At 68.4% G+C, this 23,812-nt stretch carries 19 protein-coding genes; 13 read left to right on the top strand and 6 right to left on the bottom strand.

What is annotated here, in order from left to right; genetic code table 11:
- The first annotated feature begins 139 nt into the window (after positions 1-139).
- From U5A56_RS19915 to U5A56_RS19895, 5 genes are all read left to right on the top strand, one after another.
- Positions 140-1,219 (top strand): aromatic ring-hydroxylating dioxygenase subunit alpha, encoded by a 1,080-nt coding sequence (locus U5A56_RS19915; RefSeq protein ID WP_321924142.1) that lies wholly within the window; start codon positions 140-142, stop codon positions 1,217-1,219.
- On the top strand, positions 1,216-2,181 hold the full coding sequence (locus U5A56_RS19910) for a PDR/VanB family oxidoreductase (protein ID WP_044847411.1): 966 nt from the start codon (positions 1,216-1,218) through the stop codon (positions 2,179-2,181). The genes U5A56_RS19915 and U5A56_RS19910 overlap by 4 nt, the downstream gene beginning before the upstream one ends.
- Positions 2,182-2,229: 48 nt before the next feature.
- Positions 2,230-3,291, top strand: coding sequence for an aromatic ring-hydroxylating dioxygenase subunit alpha (locus tag U5A56_RS19905; RefSeq protein WP_321924140.1), 1,062 nt, complete (start codon positions 2,230-2,232; stop codon positions 3,289-3,291).
- A 156-nt stretch (positions 3,292-3,447) separates the two neighbouring features.
- The gene (locus tag U5A56_RS19900) at positions 3,448-4,791 is read left to right on the top strand and encodes an MFS transporter (protein WP_124488653.1); all 1,344 of its coding nucleotides are present in this window, start codon (positions 3,448-3,450) and stop codon (positions 4,789-4,791) included.
- A 101-nt stretch (positions 4,792-4,892) separates the two neighbouring features.
- On the top strand, positions 4,893-5,984 hold the full coding sequence (locus U5A56_RS19895; protein WP_059834828.1) for a porin: 1,092 nt from the start codon (positions 4,893-4,895) through the stop codon (positions 5,982-5,984).
- 21 nt (positions 5,985-6,005) lie between these two features.
- Here the strand turns inward: U5A56_RS19895 and U5A56_RS19890 are convergent, their stop codons facing one another.
- Positions 6,006-6,452: a hypothetical protein gene (locus U5A56_RS19890; RefSeq protein ID WP_321924138.1), complete on the bottom strand. Its 447-nt coding sequence runs from the start codon at positions 6,450-6,452 to the stop codon at positions 6,006-6,008.
- A gap of 424 nt (positions 6,453-6,876) precedes the next feature.
- Between U5A56_RS19890 and U5A56_RS19885 the strand changes: the two genes are divergently transcribed.
- Positions 6,877-9,063 (top strand): TonB-dependent siderophore receptor, encoded by a 2,187-nt coding sequence (locus tag U5A56_RS19885; RefSeq protein WP_321924137.1) that lies wholly within the window; start codon positions 6,877-6,879, stop codon positions 9,061-9,063.
- 203 nt (positions 9,064-9,266) lie between these two features.
- Here U5A56_RS19885 and U5A56_RS19880 read toward each other — a convergent pair whose 3' ends face one another.
- Together U5A56_RS19880 and U5A56_RS19875 are read right to left on the bottom strand one after the other, a co-directional pair.
- Positions 9,267-11,189 (bottom strand): SMP-30/gluconolactonase/LRE family protein, encoded by a 1,923-nt coding sequence (locus U5A56_RS19880; protein ID WP_321924135.1) that lies wholly within the window; start codon positions 11,187-11,189, stop codon positions 9,267-9,269.
- A gap of 658 nt (positions 11,190-11,847) precedes the next feature.
- Positions 11,848-13,041 (bottom strand): porin, encoded by a 1,194-nt coding sequence (locus U5A56_RS19875; protein WP_044847424.1) that lies wholly within the window; start codon positions 13,039-13,041, stop codon positions 11,848-11,850.
- 315 nt (positions 13,042-13,356) lie between these two features.
- Here U5A56_RS19875 and U5A56_RS19870 point away from each other — a divergent pair, with 315 nt between their 5' ends.
- The 4 genes from U5A56_RS19870 (at position 13,357) to U5A56_RS19855 (ending at position 16,156) form a co-directional block, all read left to right on the top strand.
- Positions 13,357-13,989 carry a LysE family translocator gene (locus U5A56_RS19870; RefSeq protein WP_321924133.1) on the top strand — a complete coding sequence of 211 codons (633 nt, stop codon included), beginning with the start codon at positions 13,357-13,359 and terminating at the stop codon, positions 13,987-13,989.
- A gap of 132 nt (positions 13,990-14,121) precedes the next feature.
- Entirely contained in the window at positions 14,122-14,658 is a 537-nt protein-coding gene (locus U5A56_RS19865; protein WP_321924130.1) for a GNAT family protein, read from the top strand.
- Between the two features lie 99 nt (positions 14,659-14,757).
- Positions 14,758-15,492 (top strand): metallophosphoesterase family protein, encoded by a 735-nt coding sequence (locus U5A56_RS19860; protein ID WP_321924128.1) that lies wholly within the window; start codon positions 14,758-14,760, stop codon positions 15,490-15,492.
- Positions 15,493-15,544: 52 nt separating this feature from the next.
- Entirely contained in the window at positions 15,545-16,156 is a 612-nt protein-coding gene (locus U5A56_RS19855) for an alpha/beta fold hydrolase (protein ID WP_321924126.1), read from the top strand.
- 61 nt (positions 16,157-16,217) lie between these two features.
- Here the strand turns inward: U5A56_RS19855 and U5A56_RS19850 are convergent, their stop codons facing one another.
- Together U5A56_RS19850 and U5A56_RS19845 are read right to left on the bottom strand one after the other, a co-directional pair.
- Positions 16,218-17,540, bottom strand: a complete 1,323-nt coding sequence (locus tag U5A56_RS19850) for an ATP-binding protein (RefSeq protein WP_044847428.1) — start codon at positions 17,538-17,540, stop codon at positions 16,218-16,220.
- Positions 17,537-18,277, bottom strand: a complete 741-nt coding sequence (locus U5A56_RS19845; RefSeq protein WP_321821937.1) for a response regulator — start codon at positions 18,275-18,277, stop codon at positions 17,537-17,539. Before U5A56_RS19845 ends, U5A56_RS19850 begins: the two co-directional genes overlap by 4 nt.
- A 227-nt stretch (positions 18,278-18,504) precedes the next feature.
- On the opposite strand from U5A56_RS19845, the gene U5A56_RS19840 reads away from it, so the two are divergent.
- The gene (locus tag U5A56_RS19840) at positions 18,505-19,095 is read left to right on the top strand and encodes a thioredoxin family protein (RefSeq protein ID WP_321924123.1); all 591 of its coding nucleotides are present in this window, start codon (positions 18,505-18,507) and stop codon (positions 19,093-19,095) included.
- Between the two features lie 49 nt (positions 19,096-19,144).
- On the opposite strand, the gene U5A56_RS19835 is transcribed toward U5A56_RS19840, so the two are convergent.
- Positions 19,145-19,783, bottom strand: coding sequence for an FMN-binding negative transcriptional regulator (locus tag U5A56_RS19835; RefSeq protein WP_321924121.1), 639 nt, complete (start codon positions 19,781-19,783; stop codon positions 19,145-19,147).
- A gap of 126 nt (positions 19,784-19,909) precedes the next feature.
- On the opposite strand from U5A56_RS19835, the gene U5A56_RS19830 reads away from it, so the two are divergent.
- Both U5A56_RS19830 and U5A56_RS19825 read left to right on the top strand, forming a co-directional pair.
- Positions 19,910-21,463 (top strand): PLP-dependent aminotransferase family protein, encoded by a 1,554-nt coding sequence (locus U5A56_RS19830; protein WP_321924120.1) that lies wholly within the window; start codon positions 19,910-19,912, stop codon positions 21,461-21,463.
- A 97-nt stretch (positions 21,464-21,560) separates the two neighbouring features.
- On the top strand, positions 21,561-23,759 hold the full coding sequence (locus tag U5A56_RS19825; RefSeq protein WP_321924118.1) for a penicillin-binding protein 1A: 2,199 nt from the start codon (positions 21,561-21,563) through the stop codon (positions 23,757-23,759).
- The last annotated feature ends 53 nt before the right edge of the window (positions 23,760-23,812 follow it).

The raw sequence follows: 23,812 nt of genomic DNA, 5'->3' as shown, positions 1-23,812 counted from the left end.
CTCGCGCCATTTCCCGGGAAAACCAGTATACCGCTCGCCTTGCTCCAGCCAATCTCAATGAGTACACTGAATCACATTCAGTACACGGAATGACGAGTTGCCGCGTACCGGCGGCACCGCCCTGAAGGAGACGAACAACGTGTTTCTCAAGAACGCTTGGTATGTGGCCTGCACGCCCGACGAGATCGACGGCAAGCCGCTGGGACGCAAGATTTGCAACGAATCGATGGTGTTCTACCGCGCGGCGGACGGCCAGGTCGCCGCGCTCGAGGATTTCTGCCCGCACCGCGGTGCGCCGCTGTCGCTGGGCTTCGTGCGTGACGGCGTGCTCGTGTGCGGCTATCACGGGCTGGAAATGGGCTGCAACGGCAAGACGGCCGGCATGCCGGGCCAGCGCGTCGGCGGCTTCCCGCCGATCCGCAGCTTTCCGGTGGTAGAACGGTACGGATTCGTGTGGGTCTGGCCGGGCGACGCGTCCGAAGCCGATCCCGCGAGGCTGCCCGCGCTGCAATGGGCCGAAGATCCGGCCTGGGCGCACGGCGGCGGCCTGTATCACATCCGTTGCGACTACCGGCTGATGATCGACAACCTGATGGACCTCACGCACGAGACCTACGTGCATGCAACGAGCATCGGCCAGAAGGAAATCGACGAAGCCGCGCCGAAGACCGCCAGCAATGGCGACGAAGTCGTCACCAGCCGCTTCATGGAGAACGTGATGCCGCCGCCGTTCTGGCGGATGGCGCTGCGCGGCAACGGGCTGGCCGACGACGTGCCGGTCGACCGCTGGCAGATCTGCCGCTTCACGCCGCCGAGCCACGTGATGATCGAAGTGGGCGTCGCGCATGCGGGCCACGGCGGCTACGACGCGCCGGCGGAGCTGAAGGCGTCGTCGATCGTGGTCGACTTCATCACACCGGAGACGGACACCTCGATCTGGTACTTCTGGGGGATGGCGCGCAACTTCCGGCCCGACGATCACGCGCTGACCGCCGAGATCCGCGAAGGCCAGGGCAAGATCTTCGCCGAGGATCTCGAGATGCTCGAGCGCCAGCAACTCAACCTCGAGCAGTGGCCGGAGCGCAAGCTGCTCAAGCTCAACATCGACGCCGGCGGCGTGCTGTCGCGCAAGGTGATCGAGCGGCTGCTCGCCGAGGAAAATGCGGCGAGCCCGCAACGGCCCGTGATTCCGGTCGCGCAGATCAAGGAGGCGTCATGAGCGCCGCGACGCTGACGGTCCGCGTGGCCCGCAAGTGGCAGGAAGCGCGCGACATCTGCGGCTTCGAATTCGTCAGCGACGACGGTTCGCCCCTGCCGCGCTTCGACGCCGGCGCCCATATCGACGTGCATCTGCCGGGCGGGCTCGTGCGCCAGTACTCGCTGTGCAACCACCCGGAGCACGGCGATCGCTACCAGATCGCGGTGCTGCGCGATGCCGAGGGCCGCGGCGGGTCGCGCGCGATTCACGACGAAGTCCGGCAAGGCGACACCGTGCGGATCGGCATGCCGCGCAATCAATTCCCGCTCGCGCCCGACGCCCCGCACCACCTGTTGCTCGCCGGCGGAATCGGCGTCACGCCGATCCTCAGCATGGCCGAACGGCTGTTCTCGTCCGGCCTGCCGTTCGACATGCACTACTGCGCGCGTTCGACCGATCGCATGGCCTTCGTCGAGCGGATCAACGCTGCCGGGTTCCATGACCGCGTCCGCTTCCACGTCGACGACGGCGACCCCGCGCAACGCTTCGACCTCGCCGCGGTGCTCGCCGCCGCGCCGGACGGCACGCACCTGTACGTATGCGGCCCGCGCGGCTTCATGGATGCGGTGCTGAACGCCGCGCGCGAGCGCAACTGGGCCGAAGCGCGGCTGCACTACGAGTTCTTCGGCGGCGCGGTTGCGTCGTCCGGCGCGGATCGCGCGTTCCAGGTCCGGATCGCGAGCAGCGGCAAGGTGATCGACGTGCCGGCCGAATGCACGGTCATCGCGGCGCTGGCGGCCAACGGCATCGACGTGCTGACGTCGTGCGAGCAAGGCGTATGCGGCACCTGCATGACGCGCGTGCTCGAAGGCGAGCCCGATCATCGCGATTCGTATCTGACGGAAGCGGAACAAGCGGCCGGCGACCAGTTCATGCCGTGCTGCTCCCGATCGCGAAGCGACCTGCTGGTCCTCGATCTGTAGACGGACCGCCCGATACGCGGCGGCCAACCACAATACTGGAGACGATCAATGGAACGACCTGCCCAGGCACCCATCAGTACTGCTCAATTCCCGGTCGACCGATGGTGGGTCGCCGCGCTGTCATCCGAACTGACGGACCGACCCGTCGCCCGCACGCTGCTCGGCCGTCCGGTCGTGCTGTTCCGGTTGCCGTCCGGGGAAGTCGGCGCGCTGGAGGATCGCTGCTGCCACAAGTCGCTGCCGCTGTCGTGCGGCTCGCTCGAAGCGCGCGGCCTGCGCTGCGGCTATCACGGGCTGCTGTTCGACCGCGGCGGCACCTGCGTGGAGATTCCCGGGCAGGAACGCATTCCGGCGAAGGCGTGCGTGGCGTCGTATCCGGTGCAGGAGCAGGACGCGATCGTATGGATCTGGATCGGCGCCGACGCGCACGCCCAACCGACCTGCGCGCCGCCGCGCTATGCGTTCCACACGGATCCGCAATACCGGTTCGGCGGCGGCCACTACCATTACGACGCGCCGTATCAGCTGATTCACGACAACCTGATGGACCTGAGCCACCTCGGCTACGTTCATCTGAAAACGATCGGCGGTAACGCGCCGCTGCATATGGGCGCGGAAACCCGCGTCAGCAGCGACGGCGACACGGTGACGCTGGTCCGCCGGATGCCGGCGTCCGACCCGCCGCCGACCTACACGGCCGCGTGGCCGTTCACGGGCCGCGTCGACCGCTGGCAGGAAATCGAATTCCACGTGTCGCATATCCGGATCTGGACCGGCGCGATGGACGCAGGCACCGGCGACCTGCACGACCCGGCGCGCGGCGGTTTTCACATGCGCGGCTTCCACGGCATTACGCCCGAGACGGAAACGACGACGCACTACTTCTGGACCGTCGCGACCAATCCGCAACACGACGTCGAACGCATCGCGCAAACGGTCATCGAGCAATCCGCGGCGACGTTCGATGAAGACAAGACCGTGATCGAAGCGCAATACCGGAATCAGTTGCGGTTTCCGGACGGCCGCCAGATCGACATTCACGTCGACGCGGGCCCCAATCGCGCGCGGCGCGTGATCGAGCGGCTGCTGCTACAGCCCGACCCCGCGTAACCCTCGCGCCGGCGCGCGAACGACGCGAGCCGGCCGCGACGGGCGTTCCCCGGGTTTGCCGTCAACCCACGCATTCGCTTTCGCCCCATTCGCCGCTGCCGGCTTCGATTTCATCCCATTCGATTAGTCATACTATTTTTATCAAGGATCTTTGACGTGAGCGAAAATATCCGCAATACGATCGACGCGTCCCCGATGAGCGCGTTCCAGACGATGGCGGTCACGGCCTGCGTCGTGCTGAACATGCTCGACGGCTTCGACGTGCTGGCCATCGCGTTTGCCGCGCCGCACCTGGCGGCCGAGTGGAAACTGAGCGGCAAGGAAATCGGCCTGCTGCTGAGCGCCGGGCTGGCCGGCATGGGGATCGGCTCGGTGCTGATCGCCCCGCTGGCCGACCGCGTCGGCCGCCGCCGCATCATCCTGCTCTGCCTCGCGGTGATCTCGACCGGCATGCTGGCCTGTGCGGCCACGCACAGCACGTTGCAACTCGCCGTCGCGCGCGCCTATACGGGGCTCGGCATCGGCGGGATGCTCGCAAGCCTGACCGTCATCAGCGGCGAGTACGCCTCGAACAAATGGCGCAGCGCCGCGATCGGCATGCAGTCGACCGGCTATGCGATCGGCGCTACCGCCGGCGGCGTTCTCGCCGGTTACCTGCTGTCGGTATGGGGATGGCGCAGCGTGTTCGCGTTCGGCGGCATCCTGACCTTGATGGCGATCCCGATGGTGCTCGCACTGCTGCCGGAATCGCTCGACTTCCTGCTGGCGCGGCGTCCGGACGACGCGCTGCAGAAGATCAACCGCATCCTCGCGAGAATGAAGCGCGCGCCGATCGATGCGCTGCCGGCCGCGAGCGCATCCATCGACACGGCGAGCCCCGCCTCAAGTTGGACAGCCGTGCTGCGCGCGCCGCTCACGCGTCGCACGATCGCGCTTTGGATCGCATTCTTCCTCGTGATGGGCAGCTTCTATTTCGTCGTCAGCTGGACGCCGAAGCTGCTGGTCCAGGCCGGCCTGTCGGCCTCGCAGGGTGTGACCGGCGGCGTGCTGCTCAACCTCGGCGGCATCGCGGGCGCGTCGCTGTTCAGCCTGCTGTCGACCCGGTTCGGCCTGCGCAGCCTGCTGGGCGCGACGCTGTTGCTGGGCGGCGCACTGATGGTCGCGTTCGGCGCGAACACCGGCTCGCTCGGCACCGGGATGATCGTCGCGGTGTTCCTCGGCGCCGTGATCAACGCGTGCGTGGCCGGCATGTACGCGCTGTCGCCGACGCCGTATCCCGCCGAGATCCGCACGACCGGCATCGGTCTCGCGGTCGGCATCGGCCGCCTCGGCGCGATCCTGTCGCCAATGACGGTCGGCGCGCTGCTGGACGACGGCTGGTCCGTGCCCCACCTCTATTTCGCGTTCCTCGTGCCGATGGCCGGCGCGGCGATCGCCGTCGCCGTGGCGGGCGCGCGTGTCGCGGCGCCGCACCGGCAACGCGATCCGGCGATCTCGTAACACGCGACGCCCGCAGTCCTGCCGATACCGTCGGCATCCCGGTCAGGTCCGGGGCAATAAAAAAATCGATAAGTAGATCTACATACTGTTTGGAGACAGCCATGAAAACGAAACTGGGCGTCGCACTCGCGACGGCGATGGCGCTGGCCGGACCGGCCTGTGCGCAAAGCAGCGTCACGCTGTACGGGATCATCGATACCGGCGTGTCCTATTACAACAACGCCGCGCGCGGCGGATCGTTCACCGGGATGCCGACGCTGACCGGCGAAGTGCCGTCACGCTGGGGCCTGAGAGGCACGGAGGATCTCGGCGGCGGCTACCAGGCCTTCTTCGTGCTCGAAAACGGCTTCCAGCCCGGCACCGGTGCGCTGAACTACGGCGGGCGCCTGTTCGGGCGGCAGGCCAACGTGGGCGTGAACAGCCCGTTCGGCGCGCTGACCCTCGGCCGCCAGATGAACATGTCGATGATCGTGCTGACCAATGCCGACGTGATCGGCCCGTCGATTCATTCGATGGCGGATTTCGACTCGTATCTGCCGAACGCGCGCAGCGACAATGCGATCGGCTACAAGGGCACGTTCCACGGCGTGACGCTCGGCGCGACCTACAGCTTCGGCCGCGACGCGGCCGGACCGGCGGGACCGTCGGCGACGGGCTGCGCCGGACAGGTGCCCGGTGACATCGTCGCGTGCCGCCAATACACGGCGATGCTCGCGTATGACGCGAGCAATTTCGGGCTGGCCGCGTCGCACGACGTGATGCGCGGCGGCGGCGGCGCGCTCGCGCCGCTGAACAATCCGGCCTACACCGACACGCGCGACATCGTCGCGGGCTACGTGAAGATCGGCCCCGCGAAACTCGGCGCCGGGTGGATCCGCCGCAACCTCGCGGCAGCCGAGCACCTGCAGGCCGACATCGTGTTCGCGGGCGGCACGTACTACGCGACGCCCTACCTCGCGCTCGACCTGCAGGGCGTGCGCTACCTGCAACGCCGCGAAAACAAGGAAGGCACGAACGCGACGCTGGTCGTCGGGCGCGCAAACTATTTCCTGTCGAAGCGGACGACCGTGTATACGTCGGTGGGCTACATGTTCAACAGCGCGCTGGCTGCGAACGCGGTCGCGGCCGGCGGGACGGTCGGCACCGGGATGAATCAGCTCGGCGTGATGGCCGGCATCCAGCAGAAGTTCTGAACGCCGGACACCGCACCTCGATCAATCGGCGAGCCGGCAATGCGACAGCTTCAGCCCGGGCAGCACCGGCGCGTCGATATAACCTTCGTTCACGCAGCTGAAGCGGAAATTCGCGGACGCCGTGAACGGCTTGATCTCGCCGCCCGGGAATTTCGGTTTCAACGCGGCCTGGTCGGCCGCGTCGAAATGCGTGTCGAACTGCTCGCCGTCGGCCGTCAACGCACCGAAGTACGTGCCGCCCGGGTCGCTGCCCATCCGCATCACCGCGCCGACGAACGCGAGGCGCCTGCCGTCGTATTTCGTCTTCGCGGCGGCCATGTCCTGCGTGTAGGCCTCGATCACGGTGGCGTAGTGCGCGTCGATCGCGGGCTCGGCGGCCGGCGCGGCGTAGCCGCTCTGGTGAACGCCCGCCAGCAGCGCGCAGGCAGCCAGCGCGGCCGTCATGAACGGCGCGGAACTCTTTTTCATTGGGTGGTCTCCCGTCAAGCGTGGTGGTTGAAGTAATCGATCGCGGCGCTTCGCCGGCTGCCCGGCGAAACACCCGAGAATGATCGTGCGGCCGTTGCGTCAATCGTTCGAATCGCGGAACACGGCTGCGATCACTTCAGCACCTGCATGGTCGGCTGCGGTGCGCGACGTCGCGCGGCACGCGACGTGACAGGAAGATGACATGGTGCGGCCCCCGGCTCTCATTGAATTTCACTGCGTCTGTTTTTGGGCGCTACGGTAGCAGACGGCCGGCGGCCCGGCAATCGCGGTGCCCGGTCCGCATCGGCCTCTTTACAATTGCAAACGATTCTCATTACGTATATCATGCGCATCCTCCGCGCGACGCAGTAAAGGCGCCGCGGTCCGCGTCATCGTCCTTAGCACTCCGCCCATTCATCGATTCATGCCATCCCGCCGAACGCCCCACCGCGCCCGGACGCTTCGTCCGTGGCGCGCGAGCCTGCCTGCCCTGATCACGCTTTGCGTCGCAAGCGGCGCGCATGCGGATGCCGAACCTGCCGCCACGGCTTCGGCGGCCACGTCCTCGCCCTCGTCGACGCCCGCGCGCCCCGAACGCGAACTGCCGACGATCAGCGTCAGCGCATCGTCAGTAGTCGATCCGACCGTCGGCTACCAGCCGCGCACGAGCAGCATCGCCGGCGGCGACGATCGCCCGCTCAAGGAGATTCCGCAATCGGTCGCCGTGGTCAGCAGCAGCGTGATGCAGGACCAGCAGGCGCGCTCGCTCGACGACGTGCTCGGCAACATCAGCGGCGTCACGCAGACCAACACGCTCGGCGGCACGCGCGACGCGTTCATCAAGCGCGGCTTCGGCTCGAACAACGACGGCTCCGTGCTCGTCGACGGCGTGCGCACGCCGGTGCTGCACAGCTACCTCGCGACGATCGACCGCGTCGAAGTGCTGAAGGGCCCGGCTTCGCTGCTGTACGGGATGCAGGACCCGGGCGGCGTGATCAACCTCGTCACGCGCAAGCCGGAGGACACGTTCGGCGGCTCGATCTCGGCCTCGCGCACGAGCCACGGCGGCAGCAGCGCGCAGTTCGACCTGACCGGCCCGCTCGGCAAGCCGGGCCAGGTCGCGGGCGGCACGCTCGCGTTCCGGCTCACCGGCGAATACGACACGAGCCGCTACTGGCGCAGCTTCGGGCGCGAGCGCAATGCGCTGATCGCGCCCGCGCTGTCGTGGCACGACGCGAACACGTCGATCGACGTCAGCTACCAGTACGTCGACTACACGATGCCGTTCGATCGCGGCACGGTGCTCGTGAACGGCCGCCCCGACGATGCGCTGCGCTATCGCCGCTACGAGGAAGCGTGGGCGCAAAGCGGCGGCATCCAGGAAACGCTGCGCGCGCGCGTCGAACACCGCTTCTCCGACGCATGGCGCGTGCGCGCGACCTACGGCTGGGGCCGCGACCGCTACGATCAATACATCGCCCGCGCGACCGCCTTCAACAGCACGACCGGCGCGCTGTCGCGCTCGTCCGACGCGAACCTCGGACGCAACGACTCCGACCAGATCGCGACGCTCGGCCTGCTCGGCAACCTGACGCTCGCGGGGATGAACCACGCGCTCTATGTCGGCGGCGAATACGAGCGGCAGCGCAGCTTCCGCGGCGACACGATCCGCGGCACCGCGACGAAGGGCTTCGATCTCTACGATCCCGTCTACGGCCTGCTCGCGCCCGGCGGCACGGTGAGCACGAAGCAGAGCGATTCGCTCTCGAAGGTCCACACCTATTCGATGATCGTGCAGGACTCGGTGAAGATCACCGACCGGCTCACCGCGGTCGGCGGGCTGCGCTGGGAGGACTGGCAGCAGGAATCGGGAATGGGGCGGCCGTTCGTGTTCGCCGACCGCTCGCACGGCAACGTGTGGCTGCCGCAGTTCGGGCTCGCGTATGCGCTCACGCCGTCGCTGACCGCGTATGCGAACGTGAGCCGTTCGTTCAAGCCGAACGTCGCGTCGAATGTGGCCGCGCCGCTCGCGCCGGAATTCGGCCGCGTGCTGGAAGCCGGCCTGAAGTTCAGCCTGAAGCCGGGCATCACCGGCACGCTCGCGGCCTATCAGATCGACAAGCGCAACGTCGCGGTCACGGTCAACGACATCACGTCGACGATCGGCACCGCGCGCTCGCGCGGCATCGAACTCGACGTCGCGGGGCAGCTCACGCGGCACCTGAGCCTGATCGGCAGCTATGCGTACACGAACGCGAACGACCGCGACAGCAACACGCCGCTCGTCAACGTCGCGCGCCACACCGGGAGCCTGTTCGCGGTGTACGACACGGCGATCGCGAACCTCCCGGGGCGCTGGCGCTTCGGCGGCGGCGCGCGGCTCGTCGGCGCACGGCCCGGCGACACCGCGAACAGCTTCACGCTGCCCGGCTACGTGACCGTCGATGCGTTCGCGGCCTACGAAACGACGATCGGCAAGTTCCCGACGCGCATCCAGCTCAACGTGAAGAACCTGCTCGACAAGACCTACTACCCGTCGAGCAACAGCAACCTGATCGTCGCGGTCGGCGAGCCGCGGCTCGTCACGCTGACGACGACGGTGTCGTTCTGACGCATCTTCGCGCCGGGTGGCCGGGGCCGCGCAACGCGCTCCGGCCGTCGACACGGACCGGTATCAGCCGCCCCGCAAAATCGAGCAGGATCCTGCTGCTTTGCTCGGGATTGTGCGCGGCCATCGCGAGGTGAACGGCCGCGTGCTCGGCGCGCCATGAGACCTGGCCGGCGCGGGCGGCCCGGGCGGCGCGGCTTGCACCATCACGGACGCCAGCGATACACGACGAGGCTCGACCCGTTGTAGTTGTCCTTCGTGATCACGTATTCGCCGGTCGAGCGCAGGTACGCACGGATGCCGTACATCGAGTCGACGTCGTTGCCGACGTCCATCGCCGACGTGTTCGAGTTCGTCAGCGTGGTGACGAGGCTGCCGGTGTTCAGGTCGAACACGTCGACGTTCGGCACCGTGTGCACGTAGCCGACGAACAGGTAGTGGCCGGCCGCCGCCATCGATTTCGGATTCGCGCTCGTCAGGTTGATCGCTACGTTCGGCGTGCTCGTGTTGCCGGCCATCCAGCCGCGATAGACCTCGATGTGCCCGTTCATCGCGGTCCAGTCCCAGCTGCCCGAGATGCCCTGCGCGAGGATCATCGTGTCGCTGTCGGCCTGGTAGATGATCCGCGTGAGCGGCAGCACGGTGCGCGGAATCGGAATCTGCACCGGCTTGCCCCATGTCGGCTTCCCGGCCGCGTCGAAACCCGCCATCGGATAGTGCGAGATGTTGTTGGTGCGATCGAGCCCGGCCCACACGTCGCCGTTGTCGTCGAGCGCGAAACCGGCCGTTACCTGCAGCGTCGTGTTGAACGGCTTGCCGGGAATCGAGCCGTCCGGAATCGCGATGTAGCCGCTCGCGCCGTTGAAGTGATAGAGGTTGTAGTTGCCCGGGTTCTGGCCGGTCGCGACGAGCATCCGGGTGCCCTTTACCAGCGCGAGCTGGCCAAAATGCTGGCCACGCTGGTAGTCGTTCATGTCGAGGCGCGGGTCCTTCGGATAGCTGAACGGATCGATCGTGTTCGCGACGAACGTGCCGCCCGCGGTGCCGGTGTACACGTTGTTGCCGCTGTAGAAGAACGCACCGTCGGTCGCCGGATCGGGCGCGGCGGCGCCCTCGAAGTTCAGCGCCTGCAGCTTCCATTGCAGCGCGCCCGTCGGGTTGTACGAATGCAGGTCGGTGCTGCCGTTGCGCCCGAGATCCCAGCCGCCGCCCCACGCGTTGTTCAGCACGTACAGGTTGCCGGCCGCGTCCTTGCCGATGCCTGCGACGCGCGTGAAGCGCTTGTCGCCGACCTGCCCCTTGATGCCCGACGTCGTGTCGAGATAGCCGCCCTGCACGCCGAACGTGCCGACCTGCACGGGCTGGCCCACGAGCGCGTAGATCTTGATGTTCATGTCGGGGCCTTCGTCGCCCACCAGCAACTGCCCGCGCGGCGCATCGAAATACAGCGATGCCGGCCGCGCACGGGCCGCCATCTGGACCGTGCTCATCGCCGTGCCCGTCGGGCTGAACTGCGCGACGACGCCCGCGCTCTTGCGCGCGACCCACAGGTTGCCGGCCGCGTCGAGCGCCAGCGCGCCGGGCCCCGATACGCCGATGTCGCGCTGCCACACGCCGTCCGTCGTGTAGACGCGCACGCGATTGCCGTAGAAGTCGCTCGCGTACAGCAGGTTGCCGGTCGTCGCGAGGCCCGTGATCACGTCCGCGTACTGGATGCCGGTCCACGTGCTGACCGGAATGCGCAGGTCGCGCTGGTTCGTGCTGCGGTTGTAGCGGCCGACCGAGCCGCTGCCGAACGTGCGGTTGTAGCCGAGCGCGACGAACAGCGCGTTCGCGTTGCCGGTGATCGCGCCGCCCTGGAATTCGTCATGGATGCCGATCGTGCCGAGCGTCTGCCCGTTCTGGTAGATCGCGACGCCGCCCGCGTTCTCGTCCCAGCGCGACGCCGTATAGATCACGCCCTCGGGGGCGACCCACAGCGAGCGCGCGCCGTTGCCGACGTGCGCGGCGAGCGTGCCGAACGTGTTCGCGAGCCAGTCCGTCGTGTATTGCGCTTGTGCGTGACTGACCGGCGCCAGCATTGCCATGCACAATCCAAGCAATGCCGCGCGAATTTGTTTCGATAACATGAATGATGCTCCCGGACGATCGTTTTTCGACACTCTAATTCGCCGCGTATGAAATATCGGTGATTTTTTAAAAAACCGGTTCAATTGCATGTCGAATTGTTCATTGCGTTCCTTTACCGCGCGACGCCGACTGACTGAAGATGGACCGATCCGGAAGTCGCACCGCGGATCCCCGCCAGGCAGCGCTCTCGCGACCCGCGGTCTTCGGCACTTTATTCCGAATCGCCCAATACAAATACGTCATTTTTTCTGATTCAAACGCATTGAATTTCCATTTCCGGCAAGTCGATTCAATGATTACAAATCGAAATTAAAATGAAAGAAAAAAATATTGTTCGGTGCATGCGACATCACGTTACCGGACGCGCGGGCCGCATACCGTATTGCCGGGAAATCGTGAAGAAGTGAAATAAGAGATGCGCGACGGAATGCCGTTGCCGATGCAGGCAGCCCGGAAGAGGTGCCGAGAATTCGGCGGAAGGAGACACGGCCGCAGGTCAACCGGGAAGGCCGCACGCCGGCCGAACGTGAAGGCGATGCGCTCCGGTGCGGGCCGTCGGGCATCGCGCCGTCCAAGCCGCCCGGATACGACAGGATTGGGTACGCATCGTGCAGCCAGCGGCCCGCATCGAATGCGGGCCACTGGCTGCACAGGACTTCAGAACTTCTGACGCAGCCCGAGGCTGACGATCGCCTGCGATCGCGAGTCGGACGAGTGGCCGTTCGCCTTGTCCGACACCGATGCGGTCGCCGCCACCGGCCGGCCGAGCGCGTCGAGCGTCGTGCCCGACGCATGCTGGTACGCGCCGAGCAGGTACACGCTGGTGCGCTTCGACAGGTCGTAAACCGCACCGAGCGTGACGTTGTGATACTGCGCGCGGTTGTCGATGCCGTCGACGTCGCTGCCGCGCGTGTAGCTGTAGCCCGCGAACAGTTGCGTCTGCGGCTGCACGTTCCAGCGCGTGAACACGCCCGCGACGTTGAACGTCGCATGACCGCTGAACAGCGACTGGGCACCGCTGCGGTACTGCACGTTACTGTAGTTCACCCCGACCACGGCCGGGCCGAAGTCGTACGTCGCGCCGGTCGCGATGATCTGCTGCGACTGCGCGCTCGCATAGCCTTCGTTGATCGACGAGTTGAACAGGCCGTCGTCGGTGCTCCGCCACTTGCCGGCGGTCGGGTCGGTCGCGCCCGTCTTGCTGTTGTCCGAACGCTCGTAGCCGACGCCCACGCGCAGCGGCCCCGCCGCGTACGCCGCGCCGACGCTCCACGTGTTGCGCTGCTTCATGCTGCCCGGCTGGCTGCCGAAGCCGTACAGCGCGCCGAACGTGAAGCCCGCGTAGTTCGCGCTCGTGTACTTGATCGAGCTGTCGACGCGCGCGGTCTGGTCGAGGTCGTCGATGTCGCCCGGATGCGCGCCGAAACCGCCGATGAACGACGACGGGCCGACCGGGCTCACGAAGTCGTCGAGCGACGTGTACTGGCGACCGAGCGTGACCGTGCCGTAGCGGTCGCTGCCGACGCCGACGAACGCCTGCCGGCCGAACTGGCGGCCGCCCTGGCCCGACGTGCCGTTGGTGATGTCGAAGCCGTTCTCGAGTACGAACAGCGCGCGCATCCCGCCGCCGAGATCCTCGGCGCCCTTGATGCCCCAGCGGCTGCCGGACAGGTTGCCGGTAGTCAGGGCGACATCCGAGTGCCCCGTATAGGCGCCCGGCGAGCCGACCCGTTCGTTGCTGCGATAGGTCACGCCCGCATCGACGATGCCGTACAGCGTGACGGAGCTTTGCGCGGAGGCGATGCCCGCGAGCGAGAGCAGCAGCGGTGCTGCGATCAGTTGCTTGTTCATGGTTTTAGCGTCTCCGGGCGGTGAACCCGTTGTTCTATGCGAGTAGCGCGTGCGGTCGGCGGGATCCGCCGGCATGGCGAGGCCGGCGTCGTCCGCACACGGGAACGCGCGCATGCGAAACGCGCGCGCGACGTCGCGGCCAGCATGCCCGCCGCGGCCGCCATGGTAGTTGGAACCGGTTCCGGTCGATAGCGCAATAATGAAAACAGCTTCTTGCCAAAATCGAGATAATCAGCCGCGCGGCGGACGTCCCTGTACAGCGCGAGGCCGCGCGCCCGATAATCGGGCACCCGCCTTCCACCGGGAGTCTTCGGCATGCATCAATCGACCCTGCTGATCTTCGCCGCCGTCGCGTTCGTCGGGATCGCGACGCCCGGCCCGACCGTGCTGCTCGCACTGACCAACGGCTCGCGCTACGGCGTGCGCCGCGCGGCCTACGGCTTCGCCGGCGCGATGCTGTCCGACTTCGCGCTGATCGTCGCGGTCGCGCTCGGCCTCGGCGCGCTGCTGATGGCGTCGGCGTTCTGGTTCTCGGTGGTGAAATGGCTCGGCGCCGCCTATCTCGCGTACGTCGGCATCCGGCTGCTCACGTCGAAGGGCTCGCTCGACGTCGCCGTCGCGCATGGCGGCGCGGCGTACGAACGCAACGCGTCGATCTTCGCGAAGAGCTTCCTGACCGCGGTGACGAATCCGAAGGGCTATCTGTTCTTCTCCGCGTTCCTGCCGCAGTTCCTCGATCCGGCCGCCCCGCTCGCGCCGCAATACGTCGCGCTCGCGGTCACGTTCGCGCTGCTCGACGGCGCCGTAATGTTCGGCTACGCGCTGCTCGGCGCGCGCGCCGTGCGGCTGCTGAAGCGCTCGGGCGCGCTGTGGCTCGAACGCACGTGCGGTGCGATGCTGCTCGCGCTGGCGGGATCGCTCGCGCTGTATCGTCGGCATGCTGCGTAGGGGCATCGGCATGCGCGGTGCTTCGGGTGCTTCGGGTGCTTCGGGTGCTTCGGGTGCTTCGGGCGCTTCGGGCGCTTCAGGAGCGCCGTTCGCGCGGGTCGCATTGCCCGCAACGGTCTCAACAGGCTCGCGATGAGAATCGATGTCCCTCCCCGCTCCGGTTTCCCCGGCCTGTCGCTGCGCCAGCTCGACCGCGCGGATCTCGACACGTGGCACGCATACCTGTCGAATCCCGACGTCGTCCGCCACACGAGCTGGAACCTGCATGCGCGCGACGATCTGCTGCCGCTGTTCGACGGCATCGAATCGGCTCATCCGGATTCGATCCGCCGCCTCGCGATCGTCGACGACGCGTCGGGCGCGCTCGCCGGGACCATCGGGCTGCATACGGTATCCACCGCGAACCGCTCGGCCGAGATCGCGTACGACCTCGCGCCGTCGCACTGGGGGCGCGGCATCGCGAGCGCGCTGTGCGCGAGCGTCACCGCATGGGCGTTCGCCGAAGGCGGCTTCATGCGGATCCAGGGCGTCGTGCTGACCAGCAATGCCGGCTCCGCGCGCGTGCTGCAGAAATGCGGCTACCGGTACGAAGGATTGCTGCGTGCATACCGGATGGTGCGCGGCGCGCCGGGCGATTTCGCGCTGTACGCGCGCCTCGCGACCGACTGACGGGCCGACGCGACGCGCCGATCCGCACGCCGTCGACGCGAATGGACGACCCGCGGCGAATTCGCGACAATCGCCGTTCCCCGCTTCGACTCCTTCGCCATGAAAATCGCCGCGCTGTCCGACATCCACGGCAACCTCGCCGCGCTCGACGCGGTGCTCGACGACGTGCGCCGCCGCGGCGCCGACGTAATCGTCAACCTCGGCGACATCGTGTCGGGCGCACTCCATCCGGCCGCAACGGCCGACCGCCTGATCGCGCTCGACCTGCCGACCATCAAGGGCAATCACGAACGGCAACTGCTGACCGGCGATCGCGACACGATGCGGCTGTCCGACCGCTGGGCGCACGACACGCTGCGCGACGACCAGCGCGCATGGATCGCCGCGCTGCCCGAGCGCCTGACGCTCGGCGACGATGTGCTGATGGTGCACGGCACGCCTGCCAGCGACCTCGTCTACTTCCTCGAAACGGTCACGCCCGACGGCTGCCGCGCAGCGACGCCCGATGAAATCGCGCAGCGCGCGGGCGACGAGACGGCCTCGCTGATTCTGTGCGGCCATACGCACGTGCCGCGCCTCGCGAAACTCGACGACGGCCGGCTGATCGTCAACCCCGGCAGTGTCGGGCTACAGGCGTACTCGGACGATCTACCGCACCCGCACCGGATCGAAACGGGTTCGCCGCATGCGCGCTACGCGATGGTGTCGCGCACGCCGGCCGGCTGGCACGCCGAATTCCATGCGGTCGAATACGACTGGCATACGGCCGCCGCCACCGCGGCATCGCGCGGCCGCGACGACTGGAGCGTCGCGCTGCGCACCGGCCGGTGCTGACGCATCGCCGCCTTCCATTCACCCGCTTCCTTCACCAGAAAGCCGATCCGTCATGCCCGTTCCGTCACAACTGCTGTTCCTGCCCGGCGCGTCGGGCAGCACCGCCTTCTGGCAACCGCTCGCGAGCCGCCTCGCGCATCCGGCCGAGCGTCGGATCGTCGGCTATCCGGGCTTCGGCGACACGCCGCGCGATCCGGCCGTCGACGACTTCGACGGTCTCGTGCGCCATGTGCTGAGCGCGATCGACCGGCCGACCGCCGTGATCGCGCAATCGATGGGCGGCGTGATCGCGATGCGCGCGGCACTCGAACGTGCGCCGCTCGTCACGCACCTGGTGCTGACGGTCACGTCGGGCGGCCTCGACATGCAGTGGCTCGGCGCGCAGGACTGGCGCGCCGGCTTCGCGCAAGCGAACCCGCAATTGCCCGACTGGTTCCTGACGTTGCGCGCCGACCTGTCGCAGGGCATCGGCCGCATCGCGCAGCCGACGCTGCTGCTGTGGGGCGACGACGATCCGATCAGCCCGGTCGCGGCCGGCAAACGCCTGCTCGAACGGCTGCCCGATGCACGGCTGCACGTGGTGCCGGGCGGCCGGCACGATCTCGCGGCCGTGCATGCCGAAACGCTCGCGCCGCTCGTCGACGCGCATCTGCAGCGCGTGTGACGCAGCCCGCTTCGACTCCGGAGCCCGCGACGCGCTCGACGCCGCATTACACGGCGTCGCGTCAGGTCGCGTTCACCAGCGTCAACCGCGCTTCGAGTCCGCCGCCGTCCGGCCGGTTGCGCAACGTGAGCGTGCCGCCCATCGCGAGCGCGAGCTGCCGCGCGATCGCGAGGCCGAGCCCCGTGCCGCCCGTCTCGCGATTGCGCGACGTCTCCACGCGCCGGAACGGTTCGAACACCGCGTCGAGCTGGTCGTCCGGAATGCCCGGCCCGCGATCGAGCACCGCGATGACCGCGCCGCCGCCCGGCGCCGCCTGCACGTCGATCTCGGCCGCGCCCGCGAACTTCAGCGCGTTGTCGACGAGGTTGCCGACGATCCGGCGCAGCGCCTTCGGCCGCGTGACGAGCGCGAGCGGGCCGCCGCCATGCAGCGCGACGTCCTGCCCCGCATCCGTGTAGTCGCACACGATGCTGTCGAGCAGCGCATCGAGATCGATGCGGCGCGCGGCCTCTTCCGTGCCGTGCAGCGTGCGCGCATACGCGACGCCTTCCTTCACCAGATGCTCCATCTCGAGCAGGTCCTGGCGCAGCTTCGCGCCCTGCGCGTCGTCGTCCATCACGTCGACGCGCAGCCGCATCCGCGTGATCGGCGTCTGCAGGTCGTGCGAGATCGACGCGAGGATCTGCATGCGCTCGGCCATGTACTGCGCGATGCGGTCCTGCATCGCGTTGAACGCCCGCGCGGCACGCGCGACTTCGGACGGCCCGTCCTCGTTCAGGCGTTCGCCCTTCAGGTCGGGGCCGAGCGCGTCGGCCGCCTGCGCGAGCTGCTTCAGCGGCCGCGTCGCGAGCCGCACCGCGAGCCAGCAGCACGCGGCCAGCACCGCGAGCTGCAGCGCGAGCACGACCGGCAGCCAGCCCGACAGCGGCACCGTGGACATCGGGTGGATGTCGATCGTCAGCGGCGAGCCGTCGGTCAGGCGCAGATGCACCTGCAGATGCTCGCGATCGCCGGGGATCGCGTTCGCCGTCAGCGGATAGTCGCCGCCGATGCCGTCCGAGATCGAGCGCTCGACGCGCGCCGAGAGCCGCGCCTCCGGCGGCGTGCCCGTCTCGCCGGGCCCGAGGATGAACGCGTAGCTGCGCCGTGCGAGACGCGGCAGCCACGCGGCACGCTGGTCGGGCGGCAGGTGATCGAGCAGCGCGACCGAACTCGCGACCTCGCGTTCAATGTAGCCCATCATCAGGTTGGTGGTCGCCTGGTCGCGCTCGGTGACCGTGAGCCAGAACGACAGCGTCTGTGCGAGCGCGAGGCCCACGCACAGGATCAGCGCGAGCCGCGCGAACAGCGAGCGCGGCCAGTGCCACGGGGTGCGCGCGCTCATGCGTCGCCTTCGACCGCGGTCACCGCCGACGAGAACACGTAGCCCTCGTTGCGCAGCGTCTTGATGTAGCGCGGCTCGCGCGCGCCGTCGCGCAGGCGCTGGCGCAGCCGGCTCACGAGCAGGTCGATCGACCGGTCGAACGGATCGGACTGCCGGCCCTGCGTGAGGTTGAGCAACTGGTCGCGCGTCAGCACGCGCTGCGGATTGTCGAGGAACACGCGCAACAGCCGGTATTCGGCGCCGCTCAACGCGACCAGCGTGCCTTCGGCGTCGAGCAGGTGACGCCCCGTCGTGTCGAGCCGCCATTCGCCGAACGCGAGCATCGCGGCCGACTCCGTCACCTGCATGCCGGGCGGCAGCATGCGCGCGCGGCGCAGCACCGAGCGGATCCGCGCGAGCAGCTCGCGCACCGCGAACGGCTTTGCGAGATAGTCGTCGGCGCCCATCTCCAGACCGATGATGCGGTCGGTTTCCTCGCCGCGCGCGGTCAGCATCAGCACCGGCACCGTCCGGAACTTGCCCGCGCGCAGATCGCGGCATAGCGTGAGGCCGTCCTCGCCGGGCATCATCAGGTCGAGCACGATCAGGTCGGGCGCGCCGTCGTCGAGCACGTTGCGCATCTCGCGGCCGTTCGCGGCGAGCGACACGCGCATGCCGTTCTTCTCCAGGTAGTCCGCGATCAGTTCGCGGATCGCGCGATCGTCGTCGACGATCAGTACGTGGTCGATCTTGTCCATGGGCGGTGTCGTTGGCGTGATGTTCCGGCTGGCGATGTCCGCTTTTATACCCCACCGCGGGCACCCGTTTGTATCCCAATGTATCGCGCCGCCGTGACGACACACAACATTGCACACGCGCGGCTTGCCGGACACATCGCAGATACGTCGGCGCGGCCCAATGACGGCTGTCGAAACCTGTCCGGCCGCCGCCCCCGCGCGGCGGCCGGCCGAACCGGAGAACCGCCATGCCGACCAGACTCAAGACCGCCGCCCTCGTGATCGCCCTCGCCGCCACGGCCGGGCTCGCCGCGTTCGCCGGCACCCGCGACGAGGCGGGCATGACCGCCTCGCTGGCCGGCACGCCGGCGCCCGACTTCACCGGCATCGAGCGCTGGCACAACAGCGCGCCGCTCAAGCTCGACCAGCTGCGCGGCAAGGTCGTGCTGGTCGATTTCTGGACGTACTCGTGCATCAACTGCATTCATACGATTCCGTACGTGAACGACTGGTACCGGAAGTATCGCGACCAGGGGCTCGTCGTGGTCGGCGTGCATACGCCCGAGTATCCGTTCGAACGCGATACGAAGAACGTCGCCGATGCGGTCAAGCGCTTCGGCATCCAGTATCCGGTCGCGCAGGACAACCGCTACGACACGTGGCGCGCGTACGGCAACCAGTACTGGCCCGCGCTGTACCTGATCGACGCGAACGGCAAGGTCGTCTATACGCGGTATGGCGAGGGCGGGTATGACAAGACGGAAGCGGCGATTCGCGGGGCGCTGGCGCAGGCGGCAGAAGGAACGATGGGGACGAAGGGCGCGACGCGTACGCAGTAGCGTGCGCCGGCGGGGGCGCGACATGCGCCCCCGTGCGATTCACCGTGACTCACCCGCGCTTCGCGTCGGCTTCCGCCAGCATCGCCTCCCCGATCGCGAGATTCCCGTCCGCGATCAGCGCGTCGCCCGCGCCGCGAATATCGTCGACCGCCTTGTTCTGCCCGAGCTTGCGCTTGCCGACGAGCCGCGTGATCTCGATCTGCAGCCCGACGATCGACTGCAGCATCGTGTCGAGATAGTCCTTCGGCGCGTCGGCCATCTTCCACGGCGCCGGCTGCGACGCCTCGTGCGTGCGCGTCAGCCGCGCGACCACGCCGCGCACGAACTTCTCGTCGTCGCGCACGGTGATGCGGCCGTGCGCATGCACGACCACGTAGTTCCACGTCGGCACCTGCCGATGCGCGACGTGCTTGCTCGGATACCAGTTCGGCGAGATGTACGCGTCGCCGGCGCGGAAGATCACGAGCACCTCGTCGCCGTCCGCGACGTCCTGCCAGACCGGATTCGCGCGCGCGACGTGCGCATGCAGTTCGCCGAGGCCGCCGTCGTCCGGCAGCAGTTCGAACGGAAGGTGGTTCGCGTCGAGCCCGCTGTTCCCGCGCGTGACCAGGGTGCCGAACGGATGCTGGACGATCAGTTCGCGCAGCACGTCGGGACGGGATTCGGCGAAATCGGCGGGGACATACATGGCGGCTCCACGGTCGGACAGGGTTGGGAGGGAACGGGTCGGAACCGGCCCGTCATGCCCCGATTGTGATCGCTAACTGGTTTATGCTGTAGAGCCGGTTTAGAACATTTTCAGCAGACCAGAATCATGGCCAGGACCGCCCGGATCGTCGAAATCCCGTCGCTCGGCGCGCTCGACCGCGCGGCCGGCGACCTGAGCCGCCAGCTCGCGCAGGCGTTGCGGGACGCGGTGCGCCGCGGCGACGTGCGGCCCGGCGACACGCTGCCGTCCACGCGGCTGCTCGCGGCGTCGCTTCAGGTCGCGCGCGGCACGGTCGTCGACGCATATGCGCAACTCGTCGCCGAAGGCTTCCTGGAGTCGCGCGGCGGCGCCGGCACGCGGGTCGCGAACGCGCTGGCCGAGCCGTCGCCGCCGGCTGGCGGACCGCCCGCCGCCCGCCAGCGCGCCGCCCATGCCGGCCTGCCCGAACCGGCCGCGACGTTCGCGCGGATCGCCCGCGAATTCCGTCCGCTGCCGGCCGCGCCGTTCGCGATCTCGGTGCCCGTCGGGCTCACCGCGCCCGACGACATCTGGCGCCGGCTCGGCAACCGCCTGCGCGCCCGCGGCGCCGGCGCGCCGTCCGGTTATGCGGATCCGCAAGGCGCGCTACCGCTGCGCGAAGCGATCGCCGATTACGTGCGCCGCTCGCGCTCGGTGCGCTGCAGCGCCGAGCAGGTCGTCATCACGAGCGGCACGCAACAGGCCCTGCACCTCGCGAGCCAGGTCCTGCTCGGCCCGAACGATCGCGCGTGGGTCGAGAATCCCGCCTATCGCGGCATCACCGCGCTGCTCGAGAGCACCGGGCGGCGCGACGCGATGGTCCGCGTGCCGGTCGACGCGGACGGCATCGACGTCGAGGCCGGCATCCATCTCGCGCCGGACGCGCGCGCGGCGTTCGTCACGCCATCGCACCAGTATCCGCTCGGGATGCCGATGAGCATGGCGCGCCGCAACGCGCTGCTCGGCTGGGCGCGCGCGCATCGCGCATGGGTGGTCGAGGACGACTACGACAGCGAGCTGCGCTACGAAGGCTATCCGTTCCCGTCGCTGCAAGGCCTGGATCCGGAACACGTGATCTATCTCGGCACGTTCAGCAAGATCCTGTTCCCGTCGCTGCGGCTCGGCTACGTGATCGCGGCCGCCGAGCTCGTGCCCGCGTTCTGCGGCGCGCGCGTGCTGATGGATCGCCACGCGCCGACCGCCGATCAGCACGTACTCGCCGCCTTCATCGCGGAAGGCCATCTCGACCGCCACATCCGCCGCGTGCGCGGCGTCTACGCGGAACAGCGCGCGCTGCTGATCGACACGCTCGGCGCGCGGCTGCCGCGCGAGCGCGGCTGGGTGCAGCCGGGCGATCAGGGGATGCACGTCGTGCTGTGGCTCGCGGAAGGGATCGACGACCTCGACGTGGTGGCGCGCGCCGCGCAGGCGGGCGTGGCGGTGCGCGCGGTGTCGCCGATGTTCGCGCCGGGCACCGCGCGTCCGGGCCTCGTGCTCGGCTTCGGCGGGTTCGATCGCGCACGGATGGAAGCGGCCGCGCAGCGGCTCGCGGATGTGGTCGGCGAAGCGGCCGGCGTCGATTCGTCGGATGAATCGCGACGACGCATGCGACCAAAAGTTGTCCGCGGGCAACAAACGTAATCGTCTGTAACGCCTGCAGGAAAACCGGCGTTTTGGCCACAGGTGACGCTGCTCGGTTTGCTAGGATCGCGCCTTTTCCGCTCGCGCTCCTGCCGCCGTGAATCGCTTCGTGCCGTATCTTCGAGACCTGTGGCTTCGCTGCCGTACCGGCGCCCGCGCGCTCGGCGCCGGCGCGTGGCATCGTCTGCGCCATCCGACGCGCCGCGGCGTCGCGCTGACGCTCGCCGCGATCCCCGTGCTCGGCCTGCTGGTCCTGCTCGCGTTCGTGCCGTTCACGCCGAGCATCGGCGACATCCGCAAGGCGCGCATCGACCGTCCGGCGCGCGTGCTGTCCGCCGACGGCCAGCTGATCGCCGAGTTCCGGCCCGTGAACCGCGAATGGGTGCCGCTCAAGCAGATCTCGCCGCACATGGTCGACGCGCTGATCGCGACCGAGGACCACCGCTTCTACGCGCATCACGGCATCGACTGGCGCCGCACGCTCGCGGCCGGGCTGCATACGTTCTCGGGCAGCCGCCAGGGCGGCTCGACGATCACGCAGCAGCTCGCCCGCAACCTGTATCCGGACGAAGTCGGCCGCGCGCCGACGCTCACGCGCAAGGTGAAGGAGCTGATCACCGCGTTCAAGATCGAGACGGTGTACAGCAAGGACGAGATTCTCGAGACTTACCTGAACACCGTGCCGTTCCTGTACAACGCGTACGGCGTCGAAATGGCCGCGCGCACCTATTTCGGCAAATCGGCGGACCAGCTCGACATCGTCGAAAGCGCGACGCTCGTCGGGATGCTGAAGGGCAACAGCTACTACAACCCGGTGCTGAATCCGGAGCGCGCGGTCCAGCGCCGCAACATCGTGCTCGCGCGGATGGCCGCGATGGGCATGCTGTCGCCGCGGCAGCTCGCGCAACTGCAGCGCCGCCCGCTGCGCGTCGACTTCGAGCCGCAGACCGCGCAACCCGGCCCCGCCCCGCACTTCGCGGTGCAGCTGCGCAAGTGGCTGATCGCCTGGGCCGACCGCAACAACTACGACCTCTACTCGGACGGCCTCGTCGTGCGCACGACGCTCGATGCGCAGCTGCAGGACATGGCGACGCAAGCGCTGACGCAGCAAACCGATCGCCTGCAGGCGATCGCCGACGACGCGTGGCACAACCCGTCCGGCTGCGGGCTGCGCAACGACCTGTTCCGCGGCTTCATCCGGCAGACGCCCGACTATCGCGACGCGCGCGCCGCCGGGCTCGCCGACGCGGCCGCGCTGAAGCAGCTCGGCGCGAATCGCGCGTTCGTGCGCGCGTTGTGCGAGCGCAAGACACAGGTACAGGCCGGCTTCGTCGCGCTCGATCCGCGCAACGGCGCGATTCGAGCGTGGGTCGGCAGCCCCGATTTCGGCAGCGAGCCGTTCGATCACGTCGTGCAGGCGCGACGCCAGCCGGGCTCGACGTTCAAGCCGTTCGTCTATGGCGCCGCGTTCGCGGACGGCATGCGGCCGGACGATACGTTCGTCGATCGTCCGGTGGCGATCCCGATCGGCGCGCACGCGGTGTGGCGTCCGACCGATGCCGAACCGCCGACGGACGCGCCGATGACGCTGCGCGACGCGCTCGCCCTGTCGCGCAATCGCATCACCGCGCAGGTGATGCAGCGCGAAGGCGCGGCCAGGGTCGCACAGCTCGCACGTGCGATGGGCGTGCGCGAAAGCCCGCTCGACGCGGTGCCGTCGCTCGCGCTCGGTACGAGCCCCGTCACGCTGAAGGAAATGGTGTCCGCGTACGGGACGATCGCGAACCGCGGCGTGTACGTCGCGCCGCAGATGATCACGCGCATCGAGGATCGCGACGGCAAGGTGCTCGCCGCATTCGGCAGCGCGCCGCCCGAACGCGCGATGCCGGTGGCCGCGGCACAGACGCTGGTCGACGTGATGCGCGGCGTCGTCGATTACGGGACCGGTGCCGACATCCGTTCGCGCTACGGGATTCGCATCGACGTCGCGGGCAAGACCGGCACGACGCAGGACAACACGGACGGCTGGTTCATCCTGATGCATCCGCAACTGGTGGCCGGCGCGTGGGTCGGCTTCGACGACGGCAACGTGACGCTGCGCAGCGACTATTGGGGGGCAGGCGCGCACAGCGCGCTGCCGATCGTCGGCTCGTTCTACGATGCGGCGCTGCGTGCGCGTGCGATCGACCCGCATGTGCAGTTCTCGCCCGACTTCCGGCCGCGCAGCGCGCCGGCGCCGGCGCCGAGGCGGCGTCCGCATCCGGGCCTGTTCGACTGGCTGAAGATTTTCCGCTGAGCGCGGCACGACAAAGACGCTTCGTCCACCCGGACGAAGCGATCCCGGCCCGC

It is taken from the genome of Burkholderia sp. BCC1998 (assembly GCF_905339875.1).
Classification (GTDB): Bacteria; Pseudomonadota; Gammaproteobacteria; order Burkholderiales; family Burkholderiaceae; genus Burkholderia.
The sequence above is the reverse complement of the archived record's forward strand: the minus strand, read 5'-3'. Positions and strand labels throughout refer to the sequence as shown.

Bases quoted from the DNA above. Each gene is read 5' to 3' on its own strand.
- U5A56_RS19905 (WP_321924140.1), top strand. From the start codon at position 2,230: ATGGAACGACCTGCCCAGGCACCCATCAGTACTGCTCAATTCCCGGTC.
- U5A56_RS19875 (WP_044847424.1), bottom strand. From the start codon at position 13,041: ATGAACAAGCAACTGATCGCAGCACCGCTGCTGCTCTCGCTCGCGGGC.
- U5A56_RS19880 (WP_321924135.1), bottom strand. From the start codon at position 11,189: ATGTTATCGAAACAAATTCGCGCGGCATTGCTTGGATTGTGCATGGCA.
- U5A56_RS19845 (WP_321821937.1), bottom strand. From the start codon at position 18,277: ATGGACAAGATCGACCACGTACTGATCGTCGACGACGATCGCGCGATC.
- U5A56_RS19830 (WP_321924120.1), top strand. From the start codon at position 19,910: ATGGCCAGGACCGCCCGGATCGTCGAAATCCCGTCGCTCGGCGCGCTC.
- U5A56_RS19890 (WP_321924138.1), bottom strand. From the start codon at position 6,452: ATGAAAAAGAGTTCCGCGCCGTTCATGACGGCCGCGCTGGCTGCCTGC.
- U5A56_RS19910 (WP_044847411.1), top strand. From the start codon at position 1,216: ATGAGCGCCGCGACGCTGACGGTCCGCGTGGCCCGCAAGTGGCAGGAA.
- U5A56_RS19855 (WP_321924126.1), top strand. From the start codon at position 15,545: ATGCCCGTTCCGTCACAACTGCTGTTCCTGCCCGGCGCGTCGGGCAGC.
- U5A56_RS19865 (WP_321924130.1), top strand. From the start codon at position 14,122: ATGAGAATCGATGTCCCTCCCCGCTCCGGTTTCCCCGGCCTGTCGCTG.
- U5A56_RS19835 (WP_321924121.1), bottom strand. From the start codon at position 19,783: ATGTATGTCCCCGCCGATTTCGCCGAATCCCGTCCCGACGTGCTGCGC.
- U5A56_RS19850 (WP_044847428.1), bottom strand. From the start codon at position 17,540: ATGAGCGCGCGCACCCCGTGGCACTGGCCGCGCTCGCTGTTCGCGCGG.
- U5A56_RS19870 (WP_321924133.1), top strand. From the start codon at position 13,357: ATGCATCAATCGACCCTGCTGATCTTCGCCGCCGTCGCGTTCGTCGGG.
- U5A56_RS19895 (WP_059834828.1), top strand. From the start codon at position 4,893: ATGAAAACGAAACTGGGCGTCGCACTCGCGACGGCGATGGCGCTGGCC.
- U5A56_RS19885 (WP_321924137.1), top strand. From the start codon at position 6,877: ATGCCATCCCGCCGAACGCCCCACCGCGCCCGGACGCTTCGTCCGTGG.
- U5A56_RS19840 (WP_321924123.1), top strand. From the start codon at position 18,505: ATGCCGACCAGACTCAAGACCGCCGCCCTCGTGATCGCCCTCGCCGCC.
- U5A56_RS19860 (WP_321924128.1), top strand. From the start codon at position 14,758: ATGAAAATCGCCGCGCTGTCCGACATCCACGGCAACCTCGCCGCGCTC.